Raw genomic sequence first — 26621 nt, forward strand, 5'->3', positions numbered from 1 at the left:
ATGTGGCAGATGCTGAAAAACCGTATTAGAAAGCTAAAACCTGCCCAGCTGATTGTAACGTATTATTTTCTGGCAATCAGTTTGTCATTTGGGCTGTTACGACTGCCATGGGTTCACCAGCCTGGTCAGGAAGTATCTTTAATTGATTCGCTTTTTACTGCTGTAAGTGCTGTAAGTGTAACAGGGTTAACTGTCATTCAGATTACAGATACTTATACAGTTTTTGGAATCCTGATGGTTATGCTGATCTTACAGCTTGGTGGAATTGGTATTATGTCTCTAGGGACATTTGTATGGTTATTAATTGGTAAAAGAATTGGATTAAGAGAACGCCAATTGATCATGCTTGACCATAACCAGTACAATCTATCCGGCGTGGTAAAATTGATTATTGAAATTATAAAAATATTATTGTTGATCGAAGCCATAGGGGCAGTGTTGCTTAGCTTATACTTTACGCAATTCTATGAGACATGGGCTGAAGCCGTTTTACAAGGCGTGTTTGCTTCAGTTTCAGCTACAACAAACGGTGGTTTTGACATAACGGGACAGTCAATGATTCCTTATGCAAATGATTATTTTGTGCAGATTATTACGATTTTACTGATTATTCTAGGTGCAATAGGATTTCCGGTTTTGATTGAATTAAAGCAGTTCCTTAGTCATAAGTCAGGTCCATTCCGCTTTTCTTTATTTACGAAATTAACAACGATCACGTTTGGAATCCTCCTGGTCGTAGGAACGATTTTGATTTACCTGATAGAATATAATCAGCGATTTGCAGATGTCAGTTGGCATCAGGGGCTGTTTTATGCTCTTTTTCAATCAGTCTCTACGCGGTCAGGCGGACTTGTAACAATAGAAGTTAGTACGTTTACAGAGCCAACCCAATTAATACTGAGTCTGCTGATGTTTATTGGCGCCTCACCTAGTTCGGTTGGAGGAGGTATTAGAACGACTACACTCGCCATTGCAGTATTGTTTCTGATTAACTTTTCAAGGGGCAGACATCATATTCAGATATTCGGCAGGGAGATTCACCTGATCGATATTTTCAGATCTTATGTTGTCATTATTTTAGCTGTGCTGATGTCTATGATTTCAGTTATCACAATTATGATTATTGAAGACCTGGATGTCATTGCCGTCATATTCGAAGTCACATCCGCGTTCGGAACATCAGGCATGTCTATGGGCATCACACCGACACTTTCAACACCAAGTAAAGTAATCCTGATGGTGTTAATGTTTATCGGGCGTGTGGGACTGATCTCATTTCTGTTTATGATTGGTGGTAACAACAAAAAAGAAAAGTTCCATTATCCAAAAGAACGAGTCATTATCGGATAACTAAAAGATCCTTTGCCACAAGGCAAAGGATCTTTTTACATAATCAATTCAGACTGTCAGGCTCTTTACCTGATCTTTTGAAAACTCAAACATCGCAGACTTACCTGATTTAGGGTCATAATAAGCAAGCAGGTACATTGTAACAGGCTTCCCTTCAATCAGTTTTAAGCCCTCCTCAAGCACTGTATGCTTATGAAGCTCTTTTTGGTTCAGATTAAGTAATGTGAACGCTTCTCCAGCCATTTCAGGGTTTGAAAGAAGAGAGTCATAAACCTCACCTGATCGTTTTTCTTCTTTGCTCCACCAGGCTTTTCTCGGTTTGAATCTATGCTTTTCCAGATAATCTTTTTTCATCAGATAGGAAACATAAGGAAGTGACTCAGGTTTATTTTTCTCAATAAACTGAAAGAGTCGTTTAAATAAATCTTCAAGCTGGTGACCGATACGCGACCAGCCTTTTTCATCCCAGTAAGTGCCGAAATCCTGATAGAAGTCAAAAGGCGTGTCAAACACGTCTGTCGTTAAATAAGCAATCGTTTCATCAAGTCTGTGGTCGTTCCAGTACTTTTCAAGTACATCTTCAACCTGTTTAATTCTCAGGATCTCATCAAAGGACAGCTGATTATTACCGAGAATTTCATATGGTGCGTGATCCATAAAGACGTATTGATGATCTGCTGCGTTAATTCTGAGTCCGGTTCCTCTCAGCATTTTCAGGAAGCCGAGCTGAAGCTCTTCAGGTCCTAATTCATATACATCATTAAACGTCTGTTTAAATGACTCATAATTCTCTTCAGGAAGTCCTGCGATCAGATCGAGGTGCTGATCAATTTTACCGCCTTCTTTGACCATTGTCACAGTCCGCTTCAGCTTATCAAAGTTCTGTCTTCTTTTTACTAGCTCATTCGTATGGTCATTTGTCGACTGAACACCGATTTCAAAGCGGAATAATCCTGCAGGTGCATGATCATTTAAATACTGGATCACTTCCGGGCGCATAATATCACCCGTAATTTCAAACTGAAACACTGTTCCAGGCAGATGCTCATCGATTAGAAATTCAAACATTTCCATTGCATAGCTTCTGCTGATATTGAATGTTCTGTCTACAAATTTGAACACTCTAGCACCATGCTGCATCAGGTAACGGATATCATCTTTTACTGCTTCCCGGTCAAAATATCTAACACCGACCTCAATAGATGATAAACAGAACTGACATTGGAAAGGACATCCTCTGCTCGTTTCAATGTAAGTGATTCTCTTTTTCAAATCAGTACGGTCTTCCGGAAATCTGAATGGGGAAGGAAGATTCTTTAAGTCAGTCTTCTGCGGTTGTGGAATCAGATGCATTTTTTCATCAATCAGGCATGCTGCACCTTGAACCTGCTTGAATTCGATTTTTCCTGAAAAATAATCAAGCAATTCTTTAAAAGTAGCTTCACCTTCACCTACTGCAATAAAATCAATATCGTTCTTCAGCCTTTTCAGCCAGTCGTATACGTCATAAGTCACTTCTGGTCCGCCGAGAATGATTTTCACATCAGGTAACACTTTTTTAAGCATTCTGATGACCTGAATCGTTTCTTCGATGTTCCATATATAGCAGCTGAATCCGATCACGTCAGGCTTTTTTGCATATAAATCGCCCACAATATTTATAACAGGGTCATTAATTGTATATTCGGCAAGCTCAATGTCATATTCACCGGCAGCAGCTTTCAGATACCGGATCGCAAGGTTTGTGTGTATATATTTGGCGTTTAATGATGCCAGGATTGTATTCATTTTTATGCTCCTTTATCAACAAATCAACCCTTATTCTACAGGAGAGAATAAGGGTTGACAATAAGCGTTCTTTATAATGAATAAATCGATGATAATGGTTTATTTTATAAAAGGTAAATGTTAAAATAAAACAATGACTTGTCAGAAATTTCTATCATCGTTATTCTTTCTGGTTTAACATCTTTTTCGCCTTGGAAGCCCTGAGCTCGACAATCGGCTGAGCTGCCGCTGCAACCAGTCTAGAAGAGAGGAAAATCGTCAATAACAGCGAAGCTGCCATGATAATCAGCAGCGAAACGTAAGGATTGACGATTAATCCCAATCCGCTTTCACGGTAAAATTGAATAATAAACCCGTGGAACAGGTACACATATAATGTGTTAAGGCCCCATCTTGTAAAGAACGTCTTAGCGACAGGTGCAAGCGAAAAGAATGCAACAACCAGCCAGAAGCTGACACCATAGATCAGCAGTCTCAGCATAGGACTTGCTTCTACAGGCGTACCAAGGTCCTCATAAGAGTGGGAACCAAATAGCCATCTGCTGCTCCAGTCAGGTAACAGGTAAATTGAAATAAAAACAATGACAAGAGACAGAACGGAGCCAATCATCATTTTTTTCGACTTTAACTGACTGAAGAACTCTCTGCTCAGATAATGTCCTGCCAGGAAAAACGGGAAAAAAACAAAAGTTCTTGATAAACTTAACGTGGACGTGTAATCATTCACAAAGCCAATCACGACGCCGAGTGTAATGCTGATCAGCATCGATGCTTTCCAATTCAACTTCAGTACATCAACAAACAAAATTAACAGCAGACTCCAGAAGAATAAGCTGATTAAGAACCACAGTGCCCATTGAGGATTCAGCGGATCGATTTCAAGATTATTTTCATTTCTCAAAAAGTAATAATAGATCGTATAGATCAGCTGAAAAATCAAATATGGAACAATCAGCTTTTTTAACAGCTTAAAGAACAAGCCTTTCGAATAGTTCGCTTTTGCAAAATATCCGGCAACTAAGATAAACGCCGGCATATGAAAAAAGTAGATTGTCTGATAAGTAGTCATGAGAATCGGATCTTCCTGTATACTGCTTTGAATCGCATGGCCAAAGACGACCAGGAAAATTAATATAAATTTTGCATTGTCAAAATAATAATCACGATTTGCCATTGTTACACCGCTTTCTATTACAGTTCGTTCATCTTACATACCCTTTTTTACAAAAAATAAATCTGGTGAAATCGACATAGTTATGATTGAACATCATTCTAATGAAAAGTAGGGATACAATGATGCTTTCGAGAGATTTATCTCAAATGGATTTAATTCAAATTGCGAATAACCAGTCAAAAACAACTTTACAAAGTGACCGGCTGTTAAAGTATATCAGCGAATGTGCCATAATCCTGAATCCCGAAGGAATTATACTCAATTTTAATGAGCCGAGCAAATGTCAATTTCATCCTGAACCTGGTGTTTCGATCTCGAAGTACCTCAAAAGTGAACATATTGGATGGCTGAAGGCCTGTATGCTCGGGAGAAATCAAGAATCTGCAAACCTTCAGTTTTTTAATGGTTCCTGCGTGAAAGAATGTACAGGGGATTGCATTCCTATTCCTGCTGAAGGTGTATATATTTTGATCCTTCAAAATGTTAATCAGGTTCCTGAGGAATTAATTTATGCAAACGTTTTTGCAAGGTCTATTCATGGCTTACTTATTACAAATGACGAAGGAAACATTGTTAAGTCGAATATTGTTGCTGACCGTCTGCTTGATTTAGCATCAGGCGAATTGATAAATTTTAAGGATTTAATGGCCCGATTTGAGACAAATGAAAGGGTGCCGGTATTTCCGCAGCCACTTGCACCCCATGATGAAAATGAAATGATGAGTAAAGTCATAAATATTAACAACAGAAATTATGAGCTTACAAAAGTCATGGACATTGCAAATGACTATCATTTAATTATCATAAGAGATATTAGTGAAATGGTTGAATATATCAATAGGGCAGATCAGCATGACACACTGAAAGTTGTCGGACAGCTTGCAGCGGGTATTGCACACGAAATCAGAAACCCCATGACTTCACTGAAAGGGTTTATTCAACTGCTGCAGTCAGATTTAAAAGACAGTCAGAAGATGTATTTCGAAGTGATACAATCAGAACTGAACCGTCTTGAAGCGACAATGACCGAATTCCTGATGCTTGCTAAGCCGAAAAATAGTGTGATGAAGAAAATTAATCTGACCAGAGTACTCGAAGAAACAGTTCAAATCATGCACCCTCAAGCTATGCTGCACGATATTGAACTACACTTTGCGATGTCTGACCGGGAATCCTGGACATTTGGTGATGCCAACCGGCTGAAGCAGGTATTTATTAATTTAATTAAAAATGCAATTGAAGCTACGCCGGTCAAAGGCCACATCAACATATCCATTCAGCATAAAAATAACGGCTTAGTCGCATCTGTCCGGGATTACGGATGCGGCATTCCAAAAGAAAAGCTTAAAAGGTTGAATGAACCATTTTTTACAACGAAGGAAAATGGAACCGGACTTGGATTACCGGTGAGTTTGAAAATTATCGAGGAACATAGAGGGGCTGTTGAAGTTATCAGCAGAGAAGATGAAGGGACTGAATTTAATATTTCACTGCCTTTAAGCAGCTGAATAATGAGCGGCCACATGTGGCCGCTCATTATTTGGATTTAATAGAAATCAACTCTCCGATCATCAAATATCGGGATTCTCTTACGGATTTCTTCAACTTCTTCTGCCTGAATCTCACCGTAGATGATCTCTTCCTGATCAGACCCTTCAGCAATCACTTTACCCCATGGATCAATGATCAGAGAGTGTCCTCCGAATTCGTTTGCATGATCACTGCCAACCCGGTTACAGGCAATGACATATACCTGGTTTTCAATCGCTCTTGCCTTTAACAGTGTAATCCAGTGATCAATTCTTGGCGCAGGCCACTCAGCAGGCACTACAACCGCTTTAGCACCGTTCAGAACGGATTTTCTGATCCATTCAGGGAATCTGATGTCATAACAGATAAAGCCTGCAAAATGAATCTGACCCAGCTTAAATGACGGATCATCATTTCCTTCTTTTAAATGAAGGTGTTCATCCATCAGTTTAAATAAATGAAGCTTGCTGTATTCATGAATCAGGGAGCCTTCCTGATCGATCACCGGCATCGTATTATAAATATGGTTGTTCTCTGATTTGGCGACAGAACCGCCAATGATATGAACATGATGTTTAACAGCCAGGTCTTTTAAAATTGAGACTGTCTGATTAAAGTGATCATTCATATTTTTAAGGTTTGGCAGGTCATAGCCTGTCGTCCAAAGCTCCGGGAGGACAACAACGTCTGCAGGATTCATTTGACTCATCCAGCTCTTTACTTTTTCAACATTTTCTTCAGGAGATCCAAATGCCAGATCCATTTGGAAAATCGCGAATTTCATATGCTTCACCCACTTTTCAGAATCATCTTTACAATTATACATTTACGTTATAACATTTAGGGCAATAATTTGAAAGAGGGGCGTCTTAGTGAAAAAGTTTGAACAATCAGATCGTTTGAATGAATTACCGGAGCAATTCTTTGCAAAGCTTTCATCGAAAGTAATGGAGAAGGTGGCAGCGGGGCACGATATCATCAACTTAGGCCAGGGTAATCCGGACCTGCCGACACCTGAACATATCATCAGGAGATTACAGGGCGCAGCTGAAAACCCGGTGAATCATAAATACTCTCCTTTTAAAGGAATGAAATATGTAAGGGAAGCGGCTGCTGCTTTTTATAAACGGGAATACGGAGTTGAGCTTGATTCTGATGAGGAGGTAGCACTTCTTTTTGGTGGTAAAGCAGGACTGGTTGAATTACCTCAGTGTCTTGCAAACCCTGGAGATGTGGTGCTTGTTCCGGATCCGGGCTACCCTGATTACTGGTCAGGTGTATCACTTGCAGAGGCTGAAATGGTCATGATGCCGCTGCTTGAGGAAAATCAGTTTCTGCCGGATTTGACTAAAATTCCTGAAGAAGCTGCAAAAAAAGCAAAGCTGATGTTTTTGAACTATCCGAATAATCCTACAGGGGCGGTTGCTGATCAGGCTTTTTTTGATGAAGTCATTACTTTTGCTGAAAAATATAACATTTGTGTGGTCCATGATTTTGCTTACGGATCGATTGGTTTCGATGGCTATCGACCAGTCAGCTATCTGCAGTCTGAGCGTGCTAAAGAAAATGGGATCGAAATCTATACACTTTCTAAAACCTTTAATATGGCTGGTTGGCGGGTTGCTTTTGCAGTTGGAAATCCTTCTGTGATTAAGGCACTTAACCTTCTGCAGGATCATCTGCATGTAAGTCTGTTTGGAGCAGTCCAGGAAGCAGCAGAATCAGCCCTTACGGAGTCTTATGAACCGGCACTCGCGCTATCTGATATTTATGAGAAGAGAAGAAATACAATGATCCGTGCTTTTAACGAGGCAGGCTGGAAGGTTAAAGCGCCACACGGTTCATTTTTTGCCTGGTTTAAAGTGCCTGATGGCTATTCGTCAGAGAGCTTCAGTGACATGCTGCTTGAGAAAGCAGGAGTTGTGGTGGCGCCCGGGATCGGCTTTGGGGAAAGCGGTGAAGGTTACGTCAGAGTTGCTCTGCTGGCAGACGAGGACAGAATTGAGGAAGCAGCCTCAAGACTCTCGCAGCTTAACTTATTTAATTAATACATAAAAAGTCATGATAAAGATGAGGTGAAGGGATTGGCAAATGATCATGTTGAATTAACCATTCTTCAAACGAATGATATCCACGGGCACGTAAAGTCCACCTCTCACTGGGGGACAGATCACACACATGGAATGGCGCGTCTGTCATCTGTCATTAAAAAAAGGCGGCAGGTGGACCCTGATCTATTGCTGCTTGATACAGGTGATATGTTAAAAGGAAGTCCTTTATCTTACCATTACGCAAAATATAATGATCATATGCCAAACCCGATGATCTCAATCATGAATCACCTTGAATACGATTGTGCGGCAATAGGGGAATACGATTTTGACTATGGTCTGCCATTTTTGAGCCGTGCAATTGGAAGGTCATTCTTTCCATGGCTTGCAGCAAACATTGTGCATAAGACGACTAAAGAGCCCTATTTCGGATTTCCTTACACAATTAAAAAAGTAAAAGGTGTAAAGGTTGCCATTCTGGGCATTTCGGCTACCAGAAAGATCGGGGAACATCCGTTTATCCTGAAAGATATTTTAATTGAGGATGCTTATGTATCAGCAAAGCGCTGGGTTGGTTTTATTCATGAAACCGAGAGCCCGGATCTTGTAGTTGTTAATTACCACGGTGGTTTCAACAATAAAGATTCCCGAAGCATAGACCAGGGGGATGAGATCTGTTCGATTGATGGGATTGATATTCTATTGACTGGCAGAGACCATGCAAAGGTTAGTGAAATGAAAAATAGCAAATTTGTGATGCAGACAGGTGGATACGGGATTGAGCTGGGAGAAGTGCGTGTGAGACTTTCAAGCTTTGGATCTTCTTATAAAGTTGAGTCAATCCATGGTCATTTTCATGCAGCAAATGAAGCTGAGCCTGATGAAGAAATTGAAAAACTGGTATATTTTCAGCAGCTTGAAACATTAAATTGGAGTCTCCGTGAGAAGGTTTCACAGCATTTTAAGTATTCAAAGTCAGAGGATCCTGTTATCAATGATTGGTTGAAGAAATTGCGACTAAAGGATTATATTGACTTCTTTTAGTCCTCATCGCTATACTTTATAAGATGAATCTGACAAAAGGAATGACTGTAAATGACAGATGGAGCGGACTATAACCAATCATTAAAGCTATTTATTGTTTTATCGAGAGCGTATAAAGCAATTAACGAATCAAGCAGCAAGCTTTTTCAGGAGCATGGGCTGAATCCGACTGAATTTGGCGTGCTCGAATTACTGTACCATAAAGGGAAGCAGCCGCTTCAGAAAATAGGCGGAAAGATACTCCTGGCAAGCGGCAGTATCACGTATGTAGTGGACAAGCTTGAAAAAAAGGGGTTAATCTCAAGAATCGCTTCTCCGGAGGACCGAAGAGTGACATACGCTGTTATCACGGATGAAGGTCATCAATTTATGAGTGAGATCTTCCCGGCACATGAAAAAAACCTTCATGAACTTATGACAGCTTTATCAGATGAAGAACAAAAACAGGCAATCGAACTGCTGAAAAAATTAGGACTTTCTATTAAAGATCTATCTTATTAAGCAAATTCGAATGTTGAATACCAGACGCCGGAATAGTCCGGTGTTTTTTTATGGGGAAAAGCAGGAAGCAGGCAGCAATCAGTCGAATGGTATAACTGAATCCATACATAAGGAGAATGATGATGCTGAAATTTAGTGACTACGAATATAAACGCCCTGATATAGAGCAGGTAAAACATCAGTTTAATCAATTGCTTGAGGCTTTTAAGCAAGCTGATAGCCTCCAGGATCAGGAACAAGTGATCCTGAATGTAAATCAGCTGCGTGATGGTGTGTCCACGCAGGGTAATCTTGCATTTATCAGAGCATCCATTAATACAAAGGATGAATTTTATGAAAATGAAAAAAATTACTTTGATGAAGCCCAGCCGGAGTTTGAAGCTTTAGTTACGCTCTTTTATAAAGAGCTTGTTAAGTCTCCGTTTCGCAGTGAGCTTGAAGATAAATGGGGACGTCAATTCTTTGATCTGGCAGACTATTCCATTAAATCCTTTAGCCCTGAGATAATCCCTTTACTTCAGGAAGAAAACCGGCTCTCCTCTGAATATTCCAGGCTGGTGGCTTCAGCAGAGATTGAGTTTGAAGGGGAAACACTGACACTTGCTCAAATCGATCCATATACAGAATCAACTGATCGTAAAAAGAGAGAAAAAGCAGTGAAGGCTAAATTTGACTTCTTTGCACAAAATGAAGCCAGATTCGATTCACTGTATGACAGTCTGGTAAAAACCAGACATGAAATTGCATTAAAGCTTGGCTATAAAAACTTTGTAGATGTCGGCTACCTGAGAATGCTGAGAGTGGATTACGATGCAGAAAAAGTATCTAAATTCCGTGAGCAGGTCCGTACCTACGTTGTACCTCTTGCAACAAAGCTGAGAGAGCGTCAGCAGGAAAGAATTGGTGTGCAGGAATTGATGTTCTGGGATGAATCACTGGAATTTCTTACTGGAAATGCAAACCCGCAAGGCGGACCGGAGTGGATTATAGATAAAGGAAAACAGATGTATCAGGAGCTATCAGAAGAAACAAATGAGTTTTTTACGTTTATGAATGAGCGTGAACTGATGGACCTTGAAGCGAAGAAAGGGAAGGAAGCAGGAGGCTACTGTACATTTATTGAGAACTATGAAGCACCGTTTATTTTCTCTAATTTTAATGGAACTTCAGGAGACATTGATGTATTAACACATGAAGCGGGACATGCTTTTCAGGTGTATATGAGCAGGCACTCCATTATTCCTGAATATATCTGGCCAACACACGAGGCAGCTGAAATTCATTCAATGAGTATGGAGTTTCTGACTTGGCCGTGGATGGAGAACTTCTTCGGTGACCAGACTGAAAAATACAAGTTCACACATTTAAGCAGCGGGATTTTGTTCTTGCCATATGGAGTGGCAGTTGACGAATTCCAGCACCGTATTTATGAAAAGCCTGATATGACGCCTGATGAAAGAAAGGCGGTCTGGAAAGAGCTTGAAGAAATCTATCTGCCTCACCGCAAGTATGGGGACCATGACTACCTGAATCGAGGAGGGGTATGGCAGAGGCAGGGTCATATTTATGAAAATCCTTTTTACTATATTGACTACACGCTCGCCCAGATTTGTGCGTTTCAGTTCTGGAAAAAATCGAGAGAAGACTTTGACAATGCATGGAAGGATTACGTACATTTATGTAAGCTTGGCGGTTCAAAATCATTCACAAAGCTCGTTGAGGAAGCGAACCTTAAATCGCCATTTGAAACAGGGAGTCTGGAGTCAGTTGTGAAAGAGATCGAGCAATGGCTTGATGGTGTGGATGATAAAAAGCTTTGACAATAAACAATCTGAATGGATGAAAATAAATAAAGTACTAGTGAAACGATAAAAGCCTGAGACATTTGCATCTCAGGCTTTTAATTTATATCTTTTCAATTTTAATCTCGTGATCCACAAGTACTGCTTTCAGCTGCTTTTCTTCAGGGTGATCGTAAACAAAATCAGTTATCTGGTCTTCAATTGTTTCCTGAATCACTCTTCTGAGTGGACGTGCACCAAATGAAGGATGATAGCCAAGTTCAGCAATTTTTTCTTTTACTTCTTCAGTCACTTCAAGCTTCATCTGCTGCTCTTCAATCAGTTCATGCAGTTCATTTAGCATAAGATCAACAATTCTGATCAGGTGCTCTTTGCCAAGTGAATCAAATTCGATAATGCTGTCAAATCTGTTCAGAAACTCCGGTTTGAAAAAGTCACTCAGTGACTCCAGAATAGATGCTTCATCGGCAGCCTGTGTGGCACCGAAACCAACTGCTTTCTTTCTTGGTCCAATACCCGCATTACTGGTCATAATAATGACAGTTTCTTTAAAGCTCACTGTACGGCCCTGACTGTCAGTTAATCTGCCATCCTCCATAATCTGAAGGAACATATGCATCACATCGGGGTGCGCTTTTTCAATTTCGTCAAGCAGGAGAATCGTATAAGGTGAACGACGGACTTTTTCAGTCAGTTGTCCTGCCTGATCATGTCCGACATAGCCCGGCGGTGAACCAATTAATTTGGAAATGCTGTGCTTTTCCATATACTCACTCATATCGAGACGGATCATATGATCTTTAGAACCGAATAATTCTTCTGCTAGTGTTTTTGATAGCTCTGTTTTACCTACACCAGTCGGTCCGACAAAAAGGAATGAGCCTGCAGGGCGATTTTTGGATTTAAGTCCTGCACGGCTTCGGCGTACAGCTTTCGCTACGCGTTTCACAGCTTCATTTTGGCCAATTACATGGTTGCGCAGGTTTTCCTCCAGTTCAGCCATTTTTTTATGCTCATCCTGTTCCAGTTTGCCGACGGGTATTCCAGTTTTGCGTTCAATCAGCTTTTGGATGAGTTCGATCTGAACGACCGGCTTTTCAGAATGTGAAGGCTGATTCAATGCCTTCTCAAGTTCCTCCTCTTCATCTCTGAGCTTTGCAGCTTTTTCATATTCTTCATGCTTTAATGCTTCTTCCTTTTCAGCGTGAATTGATTTCAGACGCTTTTCAACAGCATCTTTATCCGCATGGTCCATTTTAAGGTTCAGCTTCGAGCCTGCTTCATCCATTAAGTCAATTGCCTTATCCGGAAGGAAGCGATCCTGGATATAGCGTTTTGATAGCGTAACGGTTGCTTCAATTGCTTCAGGGCTGTAAGTGACGCCATGGAAATCTTCATATCTCGGTGCAAGCCCTTTCAGGATATCAATTGCCTCTGAAATAGATGGCTCTTTCAGATGAATTGGCTGGAATCTTCGCTCTAATGCGGCATCCTTTTCGATTTTTCGATATTCAGAAAGTGTTGTTGCACCAACCAGCTGCATTTCACCTCGTGCAAGGGCAGGCTTCAGAATATTTCCTGCATCCATAGAACCCTCAGCTGATCCGGCACCAACAATCTGGTGGATTTCATCAATAAACAGGATAATATTTTTACGCTGCTGCAGTTCACTGATCAGCTGCTTCATTCTTTCTTCAAATTGCCCTCTGATGCCTGTGTTTGAGACAAGAGAAGCTACATCCAATAAAATAACTTCTTTTTGCTTTAACTTCTGAGGCACTGTACCTTCAGCAATTTTAAGTGCTAATCCTTCAGCAGCAGCTGTCTTCCCGATACCAGGTTCTCCAATCAGCACCGGGTTATTTTTATTTCTTCTATTTAAAATTTCAATCATTTGTTCAATTTCTGCATCCCGCCCGATTACAGGGTCAATCAGACCTGCACCAGCTAAGTTTGTCAGGTTTCTTCCGTACTCTTCAAGGAGACCCTGTTCTTTTGCAGGCTCCTGCTGCTTCGCCTGTTCGAAAGGCTGAAACTGGTCATGCCCTTTTTTATTCATAGCGGCATGAAGCTTTGAGCGCTCTTCTTTATAACATGCGGAGCACAAATGAAAATCCTGTACCTGATCATTCAATTGAACTCTGAATTGTATATTTGCAGGCTTGCTTTGGCATTTTTGACAAATCATTGTGACTCCTCCTTCAGCAAATTTAATTAACAAAGTTTGACTAACTTTGACTTTGTGATTTCAGTATACTTTGACCTTTATTGACTTTCAAGTAATAAGTTTTGAAGAAATAGAAAACCCTCTTTCTGTTTGTGAAAGAGGGTTACTTGTATTATTCGATTGTTTCAGCCATCTGAAGAAAAGCCTCTTCAAGATCGGAGTCTGTCTTTGTATAAATCGCAATTCTTACGTACATATCATTCTTTTCGTACAAATAAGTTTTAAACTGTTCTTCACTTAGTGTTGTTTCATAACCACCGATTATTTCATTGGCGCTCTCTTCAGGTGTCCACTCTCCCGCAGCTTCTCCCTTAATAGCATCTGCCTGACCCTTCATCTGCTCTTCGATCAGGGCAGCTTCAGATTCAGCTTTTGGATAAGTATAGATTCGCATATATTGTGCGCCATCCTCATCATAGAAAACCTGATCGACATATGGTTCCTCAGGTGTAAAAGTAAATCCTTCAGCCACATACATGCTGTAGTTGTTTTCTTCGCTTTCCTGTAAAAATGCAGTGCGTGCTGTCTCTTCACCGTTGATTGATAAAGTCATTTGCTGTTCCAAGAGTCGCATTTTAGTACCTTCTTCTTCAGTTGTATCTTCGGCTGATTCTTCCGGCATATCAGCAGATTCATCTGTTTCCTCTGCAGCTGGCTCTTCAACCTCTTCAGCGGTTTCATTATCTTCAGCAGGTTCCTCAGGACTTTCATCCTGCTGTCCACCGTTACTTCCCTCTTCAGCACTTTCAGTTCCACAAGCGGCCGTAAAAGCTGCGAGCATGAGTACAAGTAATAATGTCCATAACTTTTTCATCGTTATTCCTCCATTCAGTATGTATGCGCTTATAACATCAGACGTTTGAGTATTGTAAAAGTTTCAAAAAAGCCATAAAGTGATATAGAGTATCAGTATGGAAAAGCAGGTGAACAGGTATGAATAAAGAAGAAGTGAACAATTTACTTGAACAGTTGAAAACTGGAGAGTTAAAAGAAGTCTCGGTTGATAAAGAGGATTTTGATTTTTTCAGAGGTGTCTTAACTGACAGAAATGACTTTAAGCATTTCCGCGGAATAGCAGGGCACTTCGGGAAAACAGTCTATCAATATCTTGATGAGCCGAGAAGCTGAGGAGGAGTTTGATGAAGACAGTCGTTGTAACAGGAGCTGCGAATGGAATAGGACTCGCGATCGCACAGGCATACGTAAATGAAGGTGCTTTTGTTTACATGGTGGATATCAATGAGGACAAGCTAAATGAAGAAGCCGGAAAGTTAAAACATGCTGAAGCGGTTATTGCTGATGTAGCCAAGTATGAACATGTCAAAAACCTTTTTGCACACGTAAGAGAAAAATCAGGGTCAATTGATATTCTGATTAATAATGCGGGGATATCCAAGTTCAAATCGATCTGGGAAGTCTCAGTGGAAGATTGGGAAAGTATTCTACATACAAATCTCTCGAGTGTTTTCTATTGTTCGAGAGAAGCTGCAGGATTGATGGACCAGGGGGGCGCAATTGTGAATCTTTGTTCCACACGTGCCCACATGTCAGAGCCGAATACTGAGGGTTACGCAGCCACAAAAGGCGGCATTTTCGCGCTGACTCATTCACTTGCAGTTACTTTTTCTGAGAAGGATATTACAGTCAATGCCATCAGTCCGGGCTGGATTCACACCGGTGATTATGAAGAACTGCGGGAAGTTGATCATGATCAGCACCTTTCCAATAGGGTCGGAAAGCCGGAAGATATTGCGAGGGCATGTCTGTTCCTGACAGATGAATCAAATAATTTTATAAATGGTGAGAATCTGGTTATTGATGGCGGGATGACAAGAAAGATGATATATGAGCATTAATGCATTTTCTAATAGATAAAAAGGCGGGACACAAGTTGTCTCGCCTTTTTATCGTTTCAGGATCGTATGTTGGTCTGATCCTTATCGCTTTAATCCAATAAAATCAATGATATTGTACTGTCCAAGTTGCTTTGTTAATGGTGTTCGCAGGTGATCGAATAATTTAATATGAAACCTTTTGTCAGAATGTTAAGTATACTAATCATAAAAGTAAAAAAAGTGAGGAGAGATACAATGAAGCACAAATTGATAAAAGAAGTAGGAAAAGCAGCTATAGGAAAGGAAAAGGAAGTTGAGCTTTTAACGATTGCCCTTCTTCAGGGAGGACATGTTCTGCTTGAGAGTGTGCCGGGTACAGGGAAAACGCTGCTGGCTAAATCCTATGCCAAGGTCTGCGGTGGAGCGTATGCACGTATACAGTTTACACCTGATGTATTGCCATCAGATGTAACAGGACTTCACTTTTTTAATCCGGAAACAAGGTCATTTGAATTAAAGAAAGGGCCGGTCATGACGAATTTTCTACTGGCTGATGAAATTAATCGTGCAACACCGAGAACGCAGTCGAGTCTGCTTGAGGTAATGGAAGAAAAGCAGGTGACAATTGACGGAGAAACGCTGGTTTCTTCATTTCCTTTTATGGTGATTGCAACACAAAATCCCGTTGAATCGCAGCAGGGGACATTTCCACTGCCATACGCTCAACTGGACAGGTTTATGTTCAAGCTGCCATCAGATTATCCCCTTTACGAAGATGAAGCGAGTATCCTGAAGCAGTGGGTGTCAGGAAATGAACTGCCTGCTCTTGAAGAAGTTCTGTCTATTGAGGAGATTAAACAGGCTGCAAAGAAAGTAAGAGAAGTAACCGTACATAATGAAATAACAGATTATATTTTAACCTTAATCCGGGCAACACGGACTCACCCCTCAATCGAACACGGGGCAAGTCCAAGAGCAGCAGTAACCCTTCTAAAGGCTGCTCAGGGCTCGGCGTTTTTACGGGACAGACAGTATGTCTTACCTGAAGATGTCAAAAGCCTTTTCCATTTCGTTCTTGGCCACAGAATCCAGCTGACAGCAGAAGCCTCACTGATGAAAAATACTGAACAGGTATTACAGGATGTTTTAGCGTCAGCTGATGCACCGGTAGAGCTGAGGCTTTAAGATATGTGGCTTGAAGCAAGGTCTTCTGAGAGACATATCCTGTTTCTTGAAATTCTCACATTTATCAGTGGACTGCTTTTCTTTATTGGCAGTCAATTTTTAGTCAGCACTGTTTTTTTAATGATCCTTGTTTTTATCAGATTATATCTTCATTACAACCGAAATGCAGGTTCTGACCTGAGGCTGTCCGGGGAGGAAACGGTCGAGCGGCTTACAGTTGATGATGAGTCCGAGTGGATCGTTATTTTCAGAAATGGCAAATACCCTTTAAGAAATGTATCTCTCACGCTTGGTTTTACAGATCACGGAGTATTCGTGAACCATGACACAGAGAGAGCAGGAAATACAATTCAATGGAATGAAAATGTATCACTGGAACAATACGAAGAAGTTGAAATTCGTATCCCGTTTAAAGCAGTCAGAAGAGGAAAAATGAAAATGGTCACCTGTCAGCTTTATGTGCCGCACTTATTTGGATTTGGCTATAAGATTTTACAGTACAAGGGACACTTTCATCAGGAAAAAAGAATCTATCCGGAAGTGGAAAGAGTAGATTTCTCACCGGTAGCTGCAAATCAGCAGCCAGGGGAAGAACCTGCTGTGTATTCTCTTTACGAAGACCTGACTCTTCCGGCAGGAACCAGGGAATACAGAACGGGGGATACGATGCAGCGGATCAGCTGGTCAGCTTTTGCCAGGACCGGTCTGCTGCAGACTAATCTATATGAGCCTGTTATTGAGGAAAAGTATATGCTGGTTTTAAATGTCACATATATGCACGGAAAAAATATCTTATTTGAAAAATTAATCAAACAGGCTGCTTTTATAATGACTGAAGCACACAGAAAGAATCAACCAATCGGTTTATGTGTCAACGTCAGAACAAAAGCATCACCGAATTTTTACTTTATTGCACCGAATAAAGGTGTCAGCCACGCGAGACAGTGTCTAGAAATGCTCAGTATTCTATCTGTAGGGGATGCTACGCTTCCAGTTAATGTAATGCTGAATCAGCTTGCTGTGATGCGGGTGCCTGTAACAGACTTTATCATCATTGGAGAAGCCGGTTCTGCAGAAAGACTACATGCATTGAAGAGCCGGATCTGGACAGTCAGTGGAGGAGGAACAGTTGAATGGAAACAGCCAAACGCCCAGTAAGATTACCTTTAGCACTGTTATTCGATTCTCTTTTTCCGCTAATGGTCCTGACCGCTTTTGCAGCGGGCGGGATATTTCCGGTTCATTACGGGGCAGTCATCTTCGGAGCGGCGCTCGCTGTAATCTCCTTGTTAGTCAGACATATACGTCAGGCCGGCTTTATTATAATTGGCACGGCGTTTCTGGCAGCATTATTAACAGCTGGCTGGTCTGTACTTCTAGTTATGGCCCTGAGTGTTTATTTTGTCTGGCGTCTGCTCGTCAGGTCCCATCATTACGATGCGCATGAAATTACGACAATACAACTGATCATATTGCTGGTTGTTTTTTTAGCTACTTACAGTTTTCAGCTGACGTATGACATATATTCAACGGGTATTCTCGTTATCTCACTTGTGGCAGGATTCATTTTATACAGTGCTTCACCTTATTTCAGTAGTTATACGGGTAACAAAGCGCTGAAATTGTTCGGCAAATGGTCTGCTTTGCTTCTTGGCTGCTCAGTGTTGATCTATTTTCTAATCGCTCCAATTAAACAGCTTATCATCACCGGCACCAATCAGATGATCTCCTGGGTGACAGATTTCTTTCAGTATACGGGTGTAAATATCAGCATTCCGGAGATCAGTCAGGAAGACATGGAATCTTCAGAAGAAAGTGTACCGTCAGAATTCGAACCTTTTCCTGATGCTGTAAATGAGGAAACAGTCAGGGTTGATACCATTGAAGTAATCATCACCGTGATCGGGGCAATTTTCCTTCTATTCATTGTAATTAAAGCACTGAAGAAGTTCAGTAATCCGGTTCGATCCGTCAAGCAGATAAATGAAGAACCGATCATTATTAAAAAAGATGTTGAGCAGCTTTCCCTAGAGAAGACTGTGGTGCCGGCTCATGCGATCAGAAAAGAAATGCTGAAGCTCGAAAAGAAAGCGCAAAAGAAGGCTGCAGGAAGACGTAAGTCAGAGACAGTTAGAGAGTGGTTTGCCAGATTAAATTTACAGCAGGCGGAGGCTCTAGCCGGGATTTATGAAAAAATCCGTTATGCTGATGAGGAAATTACAGAATCAGAGTATAAAGCTTTTGAACAATTTGTTAAGGATTTTGAAAAAAGAATCAAAAACTTTTAAAAAAGCGAATGCCCAAGCATATCAAATTCGTTGTGCTTATACCGTCGTCATGCTATTCTTATGATTTAAAGAGATAGTTTTAACTCATCGCCCGCAAGTGAACGATTTTTATTGACGGCAACGTTTGAATTCGTTAACTTATTAAGGTGATGTTGTAAATACAAGTGTAGAAAAGGAGAAGATCAATCATGACAGAAAAAACTTTTACAGTAACAGCAGAAACTGGAATTCACGCACGTCCCGCAACAATTCTTGTACAGAACGCAAGTAAGTTCGATTCTGATATCCAGCTTGAGTATAAAGGGAAGAAAGTAAACCTTAAGTCAATCATGGGTGTTATGTCTCTTGGAGTAGGCAAAGATGCTGAAATCACGATTTATGCTGATGGAAGCGATGAAGAGGAAGCGCTGGCAAGTCTTGAAGAAACACTTAAAAACGAAGGTCTGGCATAAGAATGTCTTCAGTACTTAAAGGAATTGCAGCATCAAGCGGAATCGCGATTGCAAAGGCTTACCGTCTAGTAGAGCCTGATCTTTCATTCGAACAGATAAAAGTTGAGAATGCAGATCAGGAAGTACAGCGCTTCCAGGAAGCACTACAGACATCGAAACAGGAGCTGGAAGTAATCCGTGAACGCGCCAAGACTGAACTTGGTGAAGATAAAGCCGCAATTTTTGAAGCGCATCTACTTGTCTTAAGTGATCCTGAGCTGGTTTCTCCAATTGAGGATAAGATCAAAAGCGAGCAGGTTAACGCTGAAGCAGCATTAAAAGAAACGGCGGATATGTTTGTTACGATGTTTGAACAGATGGATAATGAGTACATGAAAGAACGTGCTGCTGATATCCGTGACGTTACAAAGCGAGTACTTTCACATCTGCTTGGTGTAAAAGTACTTAATCCGAGCATGATTTCAGAAGAAGTGGTTGTCATCGCTGACGACTTAACGCCTTCTGACACGGCTCAGTTAAACCGTGAGTTTGTTAAAGGATTTACAACAAATATCGGTGGCCGTACGTCCCACTCAGCGATCATGGCCCGCTCTATGGAAATTCCTGCGGTTGTAGGAACGAAAGAAGCGACTGTGACGATTGAGAATGGTGATATGGTCATTGTAGACGGACTGAACGGTGAAGTTCATGTGAATCCGACTGAAGAAATCATCAGTAAATACAAGCAGGAAGCTGCCGATTTTGCTGATCAAAAAGCAGAATGGGCAAAACTTGTAGATGACAAAACAGTAACGGCTGATGGCCGTCATGTTGAGCTTGCTGCGAATATCGGGACACCTGGGGATCTTGATGGAGTAACGAATAACGGCGGCGAGGCAGTTGGCCTTTACCGTACAGAATTTCTATATATGGGACGTACTGAACTGCCTTCAGAGGATGAGCAGTACGAGTCTTATAAAGCGGTATTAGAAGGTATGAAAGGTAAGCCTGTTGTCGTCCGCACGCTCGATATCGGCGGAGACAAAGAGCTTCCTTACCTGAACCTGCCTGAAGAAATGAATCCATTCCTTGGCTTCCGTGCGATCAGACTTTGCCTTGAGCAGACTGATCTGTTCCGTACACAGCTGCGTGCGCTACTACGTGCCAGCTCCTACGGAAACCTGAAAGTCATGTTCCCGATGATTTCAAATCTTGAAGAATTCAGAGCTGCAAAAGCACTTCTTCTTGAAGTGAAGGAAGAGCTGACTACAGAAGGCGTTGAAGTATCAGACTCTATTGAAGTTGGTATTATGGTTGAAATTCCATCTACTGCTGTCATGGCAGACCAGTTTGCTAAGGAAGTAGATTTCTTCAGCATCGGTACCAATGACCTGATTCAGTATACAATGGCAGCTGACCGTATGAATGAAAGAGTTTCATATCTGTATCAGCCTTATAATCCGGCGATTCTTCGTCTGATTAAAATGGTCATCGATGCTTCTCATAAAGAAGGTAAATGGACTGGCATGTGTGGTGAGATGGCCGGAGATGAAATTGCAATTCCAATCCTCCTTGGACTTGGACTTGATGAATTCTCAATGAGCGCTACATCTATTCTGCCTGCACGTACACAGATCAAGCAGCTTTCAGATGATAAAATGAAAGCATTGGCTGACCATGTACTGACACTTTCAACAAATGATGAAGTGATTGAGGCTGTAAAAAAAGAAATCAATTTGTAATATAAATGTTACTGAAATTGGGATTAGATGAATGAACAGGGGGAAGTATATTAGTAGTACAAGCATACTTTTTCATTCTGATTTCCCTTTTTTGAACCGGATTCCCCCCATAATCCGGTTCTTTTTTTATGTGAAAAAAGGGTTTTTCCAAGTCATCAGGACAGCGGAATCAGCTGAATCTTCGTCTTCAAGATAATGTTTCATCAATCTTTCAGGCATTCTTCCAGCCTTCATCAAAAAAGTAACAACCGGGTCACTCAACTTCCCCTGAATAACTTTTTCATAATATTCTTCAATGGAAAGTTCATTACGAACATCCTTATAACCCGGCATTCTGCTGCCGCCAGCCAATTTTTTAACTCCAAGGTAGACGACTGTTTCATACATTGCTCTCATTAGCTCTTTTCCAAGTCCAAGCCCTCTGTAATCAGGATCAATACAAATATCAACGATATAAATGACCTCACCGTCATCCTCGTGGTTTGTAATGTAGCCGTCTGACGTTATTTGTTCCCACGTGTGGCTTTCATTCGCATAATTGGTTCTGAGTGCAGTAATGGAGCCGGCTATTTTTCCATCAACCTTGATACATAAAGCACCGTCTGGGAACCTAGTAATATGTGAAGTCAGCTGTTCGTGATTCCAAAGCAGATCCGGCGGGAAGGGAGGAGGAAACGCTTTTCGCTGAAGTTCAATCAAATCTTTAAAATCTTTTTCACTGTAATTTCTTACATTCACTTCATATCTCTTATCATGTTTAAAAATAAATAGGTTCTTATTCATAACACCCTCCTTTTTGCCAATCTTACCAACAGAATCAATCGTTTGCAATTTTCTAAAAGTGAGTCAAAATATTTATTAGGAGGGATCAGGATGGAAATTGGATTTATCGGTACAGGTGTGATGGGAAAGTCGATTGTGCAGCACTTGTTAAAAACGCACTCGGTACATATATATACGCGCACAAAAAAGAAAGCAGAGGAACTGATTCATCAGGGAGCGGTATGGCAGGAAACGCCATCGGCTCTTGCTTCTAAATGTGGGCTGATTTTTACTATGGTTGGTTATCCGGAAGACGTTCAGGAAGTTTATACTGGTGAACATGGCATTTTAAAGGCTGCGGAAGAAGGGACTATTTGTGTGGATCTGACAACTTCAAAACCAGAGCTGGCTATAACACTGTTTGAAGAAGGGAAGCAAAAAGGTCTGCATATCATTGATGCCCCTGTATCAGGCGGTGACACTGGTGCCAAAAACGGCACGCTCTCTATTATGGCTGGCGGTGAGAAAATGATATTTGACGAAATTCTGCCTGTTCTTGAGACTTTCGGTTCGAACATTGTTTATCATGGTGAAGCAGGAAGCGGGCAGCATACAAAAATGAGCAATCAGATTGTCATTGGGTCTACTATGATGGGGGTGTGTGAAGCGCTCACGTATGCAGTAAAATCCGGTCTTGACCCTGAAAAGGTGCTTGCAAGTATTTCGCAGGGTGCTGCAGGCAGCTGGAGCTTAAGCCACCTTGCTCCCCGTATTTTAAAAGGAGATTATGAGCCGGGTTTTTATATTCACCATTTTATCAAGGATATGAAAATTGCTCTTGAAGAAAGCAGGAAGATGGGACTTTCTCTCCCGGGACTTGAGCTTGCATTAAAATCCTATGAGCAGGCTCAGACGATCGGTTTTTCAGATAAAGGCACCCAGGCATTGTATAAAGTATACGAGGATCAGCTGTAAGTAAAACACCCTTTGCAAACCCGTTTGTTTGCAAAGGGTGTATTTTTACTTGGATAAATACTCTTTCATCCGTGTGAAGGCTTCATTGAGCTGCTCTTCAGAACACGCATAAGAGACCCGGATATAACCTTCTCCTTCATGACCGAATGCTGTCCCTGGGACGACTCCGACTTTTGCATGCTCAGCAAGCTCGAGTGCAAATTGCTCAGCTGTCTTTTCGCACGGTATGCCAGCAAAGAAATAAAAAGCCCCGTCCGGTTTAACAACTTTAAAGCCGAGCTCATTCAGCTTTTCCTCTGTCAGTGCCCTTCTTTTTCTATAGGCTTCCTTCATCGGTTCAGCATCGTTCTTCCCTGCTGTATAGGCTGCAAGCGCAGCATGCTGTGAGATAGAAGAAGCGCATGAAACCGTGTATTGATGAACCTTGAGGCACTGTGACGCAATATGCTCAGGCGCCATTAACACACCAATTCTCCAGCCGGTCATTGAATGAGATTTAGAAAGACCGTTGATGGTAATTGTGCGCTCTCTTGCAATTGTCCCCATTGACACATGCGGCTCATCATAAGTCAGTTCACTATATATTTCATCAGCCACGATCAATAAGTTGAACTCCACTGCCAAATCAGCGATCTTCTGCAGTTCTGAACGATTCAGGCTGACTCCGGTCGGATTGGAAGGGTAGGGCAAGATGATACAGGACGTCTGCTCAGTAATATGAGGTCTGATCATGTCGGCAGTCATTTTGAAATGGTGAGCAGTTGTGTTCACAAATACAGGTACTGCACCACACTGTTTAATGACTGGTGTGTAGCCGGGGTAAACAGGACCTGGTAAAATGACTTCTTCACCATTAGACAAAATGGTTCTGAGTGCTGTATCAATTGCCTGTGATGCGCCATTCGTTACGATTACCTCATCTTCAGCCCGGTAATTCAAATGATATTTATCCATCATATAGGCAGAGATTGCTTTTCTCAGTGCTATAATGCCTGCATTATGTGTGTAATTTGTATGATTATGATCAATTGCTTCTTTTGCAGCTTCTTTGATATGTGTTGGAGTTGGAAAGTCTGGCTGGCCGATTGTCAGTGAGATCATGCCGTCTATATGATGAATTTTATTAAAAAACTTTCGGATCCCGGATATTTCGATCTGTTTTACTGCTTCATTCATTACAATCACTTCCTTTTAGCATTCCGTATATACAGGTTATTGTACCGTAAATTAATAATGGATAACACGATTGAACGATTTTTTGATTAAAGAACGGCAGTTTTGGATAAATAACAATTATGAAGTACGGGAGGTGAAGAGGATGATCAGAGTCTTGGGCATGACAGCAGGTGGCAGCCTGACACAATTTGATTCGATTAAAGAAGCTCGAAAAGCCAGCCTGAGATGGATGTGGGTCGACTTTAATAAACCATCTGAGCGCGAAGGGAAAGAATTATCAAGAACATTCTCCTTTCATCCGCTTGCAATAGAAGACTGTGTGGAAAAAGGGTATCAGCGTCCGAAGTTTGACAGTTATCATCAATATATTTTTCTTGTCTTACATCATTTAACGAAGGATACATATGAAGCTGAAGAGATCGACGTATTTGTAAATGATAAACTGATCGTCACGTGGCATTATGATGAGTTAAAGATGATTGATATGATCTGGGATAGGCAGCTTGCAGGGGAAGGACTTACAGGAGAAGGGAATCCGATCGGGCTTCTTCATTCTATTCTAGATATGACTGTGGACGACTACTTTCCTTCTGTTTACGGTATTGAAGATGTACTGAACAGAATCGAGGAAAAAACAGATGAGAACTCTTCACATGATTTGATGGACAGACTTTTTGATGTCAGGCATGATATGCAAAAGCTTAGAAGGTCTCTCGTTCCAACGAGGGACATGCTTTACAGGTTACTGAATGGAACAAATGTGGCATTAACAAAAGATCAGCAATTATATTTTTCTGATGTCTATGACCATGTTATTAAACTGACAGAAATGCTGGAGTCGTACCGGGAATTTTCATCAGATATCAGGGATAACTATATTTCAGTCAGCTCGGATAAAATGAATAACATTATGATGACACTGACAGTCATTACAACTATTTTCATGCCACTTTCTTTTTTAGCGGGGTTGTATGGGATGAACTTTGTATTTATTCCGGAACTTGAATTTGAATATGGATATTTTGTGCTCCTCAGTATCATGTTTATCATTGCCGTGTTGATGTTTAGCATCTTTCGCAAGATCGGTTGGCTGCAATTCTCACGATCGAAAAAGAAAAAGAGGAGAAGAATTTTTAAGCGTTAAACATCAATCATGCGCTAGTCCGGAGATAATTGGGTGACTATGCTGGATCGGGCTGATCTATCACAGAACGATTTCAAAGCCGGGGGGGACAATATGTTTCCCCGGCTTTTTATGAACGTTTACATAAAATTAATGTCAATAAAAAAGGTTTTTGAATCGCAGTTATGGAAGTGTACAGGAAAGAAATGGGGGAGAGACATTTGAACCGGAATGAGCAGGCACCGAGAAGTGGCATGAAGCTGTTTTTTACTTTGCCGATCCTATCATGGGCTTTATATGATTTTGCGAACACAATCTTTTCATCAAATATCAATACTGTATTTTTCCCGTTTTATCTGGATGCCCAAATTGGCGGAAGTGCTGAAATGGAGCAGGTTGCAAGTACATTTATCTCATATGCGAACGCATTTGCAAGCTTTTTACTTGTGGTCTTTTCACCGCTTTACGGGGTATGGATCGATCGGACAGGGCAAAAAAAGAAGTACATTGTCTGGCTGGCCTCACTATCGATCATCGGAACATTCCTAATGGGGATTTTTGCTGTAACTGATATGGCAGGAGAATGGTTCAACCTCCCGATTAATCTGTTTTTTGTCGTCATTGCATTTGTAGCTGCAAAATTCTTTTTTAATAGCAGCCTCGTTTTTTATGACACGATGCTCAGTGATCTCGGAACACAGAAGGAGATTCCTCTAATCTCGGGATTTGGTGTAGCTGTCGGATATTTAGGGACGATTGTCGGCCTCTCAGTTTATTTGTTTGTGCAGGAAGGCAGTCCGGAGCAGGCGTTTATCCCGACTGCAGTGATGTATTTACTTTTTTCACTTCCTCTATTCTTTTTCCTGAAGGATACGCCTGCAAAGAAAGTGAAGAAAGAGCACTTTCTGACTGGCTACAGGGAAATCTATGTAACATTTAAAGAAATGAAATCACATAAGAATACATTTACATTTATGCTGTCATATTTCTTCTTAAATGATGCGATTGCAACGACGATCGCAATTATGGCGATCTATGCGACAGCTGTTGTCGGTTTCTCGAGCGGACAATTCATTATTTTATATTTAGGTTCAACCATTTTTGCAGTGATAGGATCATTCATTTTCGGGTATATTACTAAAAAAACCGGTGCGAAAATCGGAGTGATGCTGGTATCCATTATTTTAATTACAGCGCTGACGATCGCAGCACTTGCAACAGAACAGTGGATGTTCTGGATTGCAGGCGCACTCATTGGTATTGCGCTTGGATCAATGTGGGTAACGTCACGCACATTGATTATTGACCTGACACCTTATGAAAAAAGAGGACAGTTTTTCGGTCTGTTTGCTTTTTCAGGTAAAGTCTCATCTATTATCGGACCGGCTGTTTATGGAACCATTACGCTGAATCTGAGGGAATATGGCGAGCTTGCGAGCAGAATTGCGCTCTCCTCACTCATTGTCATGGCAGTGATCGGCATGATCCTGCTTATAAAAGTTAAGCAGCCTGAACCACACGCTGAAACTTGACTCTGAGGACAGTCATTCCTATAATGGAAATTGTGTTTTTTAATAATGATTTTAAATTGTAAAGCCCGTTAGTAAAAAGCATTACGGGTTCAGAAAGCCACCAGG

23 protein-coding genes are annotated in these 26621 nt (G+C 41.1%); 16 read left to right on the forward strand and 7 right to left on the reverse strand.

Annotated elements, in window-relative coordinates; genetic code table 11:
- Positions 1-1350 carry a TrkH family potassium uptake protein gene (locus DH10bf12_RS10955; protein WP_471735328.1) on the forward strand — a complete coding sequence of 450 codons (1350 nt, stop codon included), beginning with the start codon at positions 1-3 and terminating at the stop codon, positions 1348-1350.
- Between the two features lie 48 nt (positions 1351-1398).
- On the opposite strand, the gene DH10bf12_RS10960 is transcribed toward DH10bf12_RS10955, so the two are convergent.
- Both DH10bf12_RS10960 and DH10bf12_RS10965 read right to left on the reverse strand, forming a co-directional pair.
- Positions 1399-3138, reverse strand: coding sequence for a B12-binding domain-containing radical SAM protein (locus tag DH10bf12_RS10960; protein ID WP_471735329.1), 1740 nt, complete (start codon positions 3136-3138; stop codon positions 1399-1401).
- Between the two features lie 160 nt (positions 3139-3298).
- On the reverse strand, positions 3299-4312 hold the full coding sequence (locus DH10bf12_RS10965; RefSeq protein ID WP_471735330.1) for an acyltransferase family protein: 1014 nt from the start codon (positions 4310-4312) through the stop codon (positions 3299-3301).
- Positions 4313-4458: 146 nt separating this feature from the next.
- On the opposite strand from DH10bf12_RS10965, the gene DH10bf12_RS10970 reads away from it, so the two are divergent.
- The gene (locus tag DH10bf12_RS10970) at positions 4459-5820 is read left to right on the forward strand and encodes an ATP-binding protein (protein WP_471735331.1); all 1362 of its coding nucleotides are present in this window, start codon (positions 4459-4461) and stop codon (positions 5818-5820) included.
- Positions 5821-5858: 38 nt separating this feature from the next.
- Here the strand turns inward: DH10bf12_RS10970 and DH10bf12_RS10975 are convergent, their stop codons facing one another.
- On the reverse strand, positions 5859-6626 hold the full coding sequence (locus DH10bf12_RS10975; RefSeq protein ID WP_471735332.1) for a carbon-nitrogen family hydrolase: 768 nt from the start codon (positions 6624-6626) through the stop codon (positions 5859-5861).
- An 88-nt stretch (positions 6627-6714) separates the two neighbouring features.
- Between DH10bf12_RS10975 and DH10bf12_RS10980 the strand changes: the two genes are divergently transcribed.
- The 4 genes from DH10bf12_RS10980 (at position 6715) to DH10bf12_RS10995 (ending at position 11258) form a co-directional block, all read left to right on the forward strand.
- The gene (locus DH10bf12_RS10980; RefSeq protein ID WP_471735333.1) at positions 6715-7890 is read left to right on the forward strand and encodes an aminotransferase class I/II-fold pyridoxal phosphate-dependent enzyme; all 1176 of its coding nucleotides are present in this window, start codon (positions 6715-6717) and stop codon (positions 7888-7890) included.
- Between the two features lie 36 nt (positions 7891-7926).
- Positions 7927-8937: a bifunctional metallophosphatase/5'-nucleotidase gene (locus DH10bf12_RS10985; protein ID WP_471735334.1), complete on the forward strand. Its 1011-nt coding sequence runs from the start codon at positions 7927-7929 to the stop codon at positions 8935-8937.
- Between the two features lie 51 nt (positions 8938-8988).
- Positions 8989-9438 carry a MarR family winged helix-turn-helix transcriptional regulator gene (locus DH10bf12_RS10990; RefSeq protein ID WP_471735335.1) on the forward strand — a complete coding sequence of 150 codons (450 nt, stop codon included), beginning with the start codon at positions 8989-8991 and terminating at the stop codon, positions 9436-9438.
- Positions 9439-9560: 122 nt separating this feature from the next.
- Positions 9561-11258, forward strand: coding sequence for a M3 family oligoendopeptidase (locus DH10bf12_RS10995; RefSeq protein WP_471735336.1), 1698 nt, complete (start codon positions 9561-9563; stop codon positions 11256-11258).
- Between the two features lie 85 nt (positions 11259-11343).
- On the opposite strand, the gene DH10bf12_RS11000 is transcribed toward DH10bf12_RS10995, so the two are convergent.
- A complete protein-coding gene (locus DH10bf12_RS11000) occupies positions 11344-13428 on the reverse strand; it encodes an ATP-dependent Clp protease ATP-binding subunit (RefSeq protein ID WP_471735337.1) in 2085 nt (694 codons plus the stop codon).
- A gap of 151 nt (positions 13429-13579) precedes the next feature.
- Positions 13580-14281, reverse strand: a complete 702-nt coding sequence (locus tag DH10bf12_RS11005; RefSeq protein ID WP_471735338.1) for a hypothetical protein — start codon at positions 14279-14281, stop codon at positions 13580-13582.
- Between the two features lie 119 nt (positions 14282-14400).
- Between DH10bf12_RS11005 and DH10bf12_RS11010 the strand changes: the two genes are divergently transcribed.
- The 7 genes from DH10bf12_RS11010 to ptsP all read left to right on the forward strand — a co-directional run bounded on the left by DH10bf12_RS11010 (position 14401) and on the right by ptsP (position 20948).
- Complete coding sequence (locus DH10bf12_RS11010; protein WP_471735339.1) at positions 14401-14595, forward strand: hypothetical protein; 195 nt, start codon at positions 14401-14403, stop codon at positions 14593-14595.
- 11 nt (positions 14596-14606) lie between these two features.
- Complete coding sequence (locus DH10bf12_RS11015) at positions 14607-15323, forward strand: SDR family NAD(P)-dependent oxidoreductase (RefSeq protein ID WP_471735340.1); 717 nt, start codon at positions 14607-14609, stop codon at positions 15321-15323.
- 234 nt (positions 15324-15557) lie between these two features.
- A complete protein-coding gene (locus DH10bf12_RS11020) occupies positions 15558-16487 on the forward strand; it encodes an AAA family ATPase (RefSeq protein WP_471735341.1) in 930 nt (309 codons plus the stop codon).
- Positions 16488-16490: 3 nt separating this feature from the next.
- Entirely contained in the window at positions 16491-17645 is a 1155-nt protein-coding gene (locus DH10bf12_RS11025; protein ID WP_471735342.1) for a DUF58 domain-containing protein, read from the forward strand.
- Positions 17621-18775: a DUF4129 domain-containing protein gene (locus tag DH10bf12_RS11030; RefSeq protein ID WP_471735343.1), complete on the forward strand. Its 1155-nt coding sequence runs from the start codon at positions 17621-17623 to the stop codon at positions 18773-18775. Before DH10bf12_RS11025 ends, DH10bf12_RS11030 begins: the two co-directional genes overlap by 25 nt.
- Positions 18776-18963: 188 nt before the next feature.
- Entirely contained in the window at positions 18964-19227 is a 264-nt protein-coding gene (locus DH10bf12_RS11035) for a phosphocarrier protein HPr (protein ID WP_471735344.1), read from the forward strand.
- A 2-nt stretch (positions 19228-19229) separates the two neighbouring features.
- Positions 19230-20948, forward strand: coding sequence for a phosphoenolpyruvate--protein phosphotransferase (gene ptsP / locus DH10bf12_RS11040; RefSeq protein WP_471735345.1), 1719 nt, complete (start codon positions 19230-19232; stop codon positions 20946-20948).
- A gap of 126 nt (positions 20949-21074) precedes the next feature.
- On the opposite strand, the gene DH10bf12_RS11045 is transcribed toward ptsP, so the two are convergent.
- Complete coding sequence (locus DH10bf12_RS11045) at positions 21075-21731, reverse strand: GNAT family N-acetyltransferase (RefSeq protein WP_471735346.1); 657 nt, start codon at positions 21729-21731, stop codon at positions 21075-21077.
- A 90-nt stretch (positions 21732-21821) separates the two neighbouring features.
- Here DH10bf12_RS11045 and DH10bf12_RS11050 point away from each other — a divergent pair, with 90 nt between their 5' ends.
- Positions 21822-22685, forward strand: a complete 864-nt coding sequence (locus DH10bf12_RS11050; RefSeq protein ID WP_471735347.1) for an NAD(P)-dependent oxidoreductase — start codon at positions 21822-21824, stop codon at positions 22683-22685.
- A gap of 45 nt (positions 22686-22730) precedes the next feature.
- Here the strand turns inward: DH10bf12_RS11050 and DH10bf12_RS11055 are convergent, their stop codons facing one another.
- Positions 22731-23861 (reverse strand): aminotransferase class I/II-fold pyridoxal phosphate-dependent enzyme, encoded by a 1131-nt coding sequence (locus DH10bf12_RS11055; protein WP_471735348.1) that lies wholly within the window; start codon positions 23859-23861, stop codon positions 22731-22733.
- A gap of 142 nt (positions 23862-24003) precedes the next feature.
- Between DH10bf12_RS11055 and corA the strand changes: the two genes are divergently transcribed.
- Both corA and DH10bf12_RS11065 read left to right on the forward strand, forming a co-directional pair.
- The gene (corA, locus tag DH10bf12_RS11060) at positions 24004-25005 is read left to right on the forward strand and encodes a magnesium/cobalt transporter CorA (RefSeq protein ID WP_471735349.1); all 1002 of its coding nucleotides are present in this window, start codon (positions 24004-24006) and stop codon (positions 25003-25005) included.
- 185 nt (positions 25006-25190) lie between these two features.
- On the forward strand, positions 25191-26516 hold the full coding sequence (locus DH10bf12_RS11065; RefSeq protein ID WP_471738226.1) for an MFS transporter: 1326 nt from the start codon (positions 25191-25193) through the stop codon (positions 26514-26516).
- Positions 26517-26621 lie beyond the last annotated feature (105 nt).

This window comes from Jeotgalibacillus sp. 10bf12, from assembly GCF_055597105.1.

Bases quoted from the DNA above. Each gene is read 5' to 3' on its own strand.
- DH10bf12_RS10955 (WP_471735328.1), top strand. From the start codon at position 1: ATGTGGCAGATGCTGAAAAACCGTATTAGAAAGCTAAAACCTGCCCAG.
- DH10bf12_RS10960 (WP_471735329.1), bottom strand. From the start codon at position 3,138: ATGAATACAATCCTGGCATCATTAAACGCCAAATATATACACACAAAC.
- DH10bf12_RS10965 (WP_471735330.1), bottom strand. From the start codon at position 4,312: ATGGCAAATCGTGATTATTATTTTGACAATGCAAAATTTATATTAATT.
- DH10bf12_RS10970 (WP_471735331.1), top strand. From the start codon at position 4,459: ATGGATTTAATTCAAATTGCGAATAACCAGTCAAAAACAACTTTACAA.
- DH10bf12_RS10975 (WP_471735332.1), bottom strand. From the start codon at position 6,626: ATGAAATTCGCGATTTTCCAAATGGATCTGGCATTTGGATCTCCTGAA.
- DH10bf12_RS10990 (WP_471735335.1), top strand. From the start codon at position 8,989: ATGACAGATGGAGCGGACTATAACCAATCATTAAAGCTATTTATTGTT.
- DH10bf12_RS10995 (WP_471735336.1), top strand. From the start codon at position 9,561: ATGCTGAAATTTAGTGACTACGAATATAAACGCCCTGATATAGAGCAG.
- DH10bf12_RS11000 (WP_471735337.1), bottom strand. From the start codon at position 13,428: ATGATTTGTCAAAAATGCCAAAGCAAGCCTGCAAATATACAATTCAGA.
- DH10bf12_RS11005 (WP_471735338.1), bottom strand. From the start codon at position 14,281: ATGAAAAAGTTATGGACATTATTACTTGTACTCATGCTCGCAGCTTTT.
- DH10bf12_RS11010 (WP_471735339.1), top strand. From the start codon at position 14,401: ATGAATAAAGAAGAAGTGAACAATTTACTTGAACAGTTGAAAACTGGA.
- DH10bf12_RS11015 (WP_471735340.1), top strand. From the start codon at position 14,607: ATGAAGACAGTCGTTGTAACAGGAGCTGCGAATGGAATAGGACTCGCG.
- DH10bf12_RS11020 (WP_471735341.1), top strand. From the start codon at position 15,558: ATGAAGCACAAATTGATAAAAGAAGTAGGAAAAGCAGCTATAGGAAAG.
- DH10bf12_RS11025 (WP_471735342.1), top strand. From the start codon at position 16,491: ATGTGGCTTGAAGCAAGGTCTTCTGAGAGACATATCCTGTTTCTTGAA.
- DH10bf12_RS11030 (WP_471735343.1), top strand. From the start codon at position 17,621: ATGGAAACAGCCAAACGCCCAGTAAGATTACCTTTAGCACTGTTATTC.
- DH10bf12_RS11035 (WP_471735344.1), top strand. From the start codon at position 18,964: ATGACAGAAAAAACTTTTACAGTAACAGCAGAAACTGGAATTCACGCA.
- ptsP (WP_471735345.1), top strand. From the start codon at position 19,230: ATGTCTTCAGTACTTAAAGGAATTGCAGCATCAAGCGGAATCGCGATT.
- DH10bf12_RS11045 (WP_471735346.1), bottom strand. From the start codon at position 21,731: ATGAATAAGAACCTATTTATTTTTAAACATGATAAGAGATATGAAGTG.
- DH10bf12_RS11050 (WP_471735347.1), top strand. From the start codon at position 21,822: ATGGAAATTGGATTTATCGGTACAGGTGTGATGGGAAAGTCGATTGTG.
- DH10bf12_RS11055 (WP_471735348.1), bottom strand. From the start codon at position 23,861: ATGAATGAAGCAGTAAAACAGATCGAAATATCCGGGATCCGAAAGTTT.
- corA (WP_471735349.1), top strand. From the start codon at position 24,004: ATGATCAGAGTCTTGGGCATGACAGCAGGTGGCAGCCTGACACAATTT.
- DH10bf12_RS11065 (WP_471738226.1), top strand. From the start codon at position 25,191: ATGGGGGAGAGACATTTGAACCGGAATGAGCAGGCACCGAGAAGTGGC.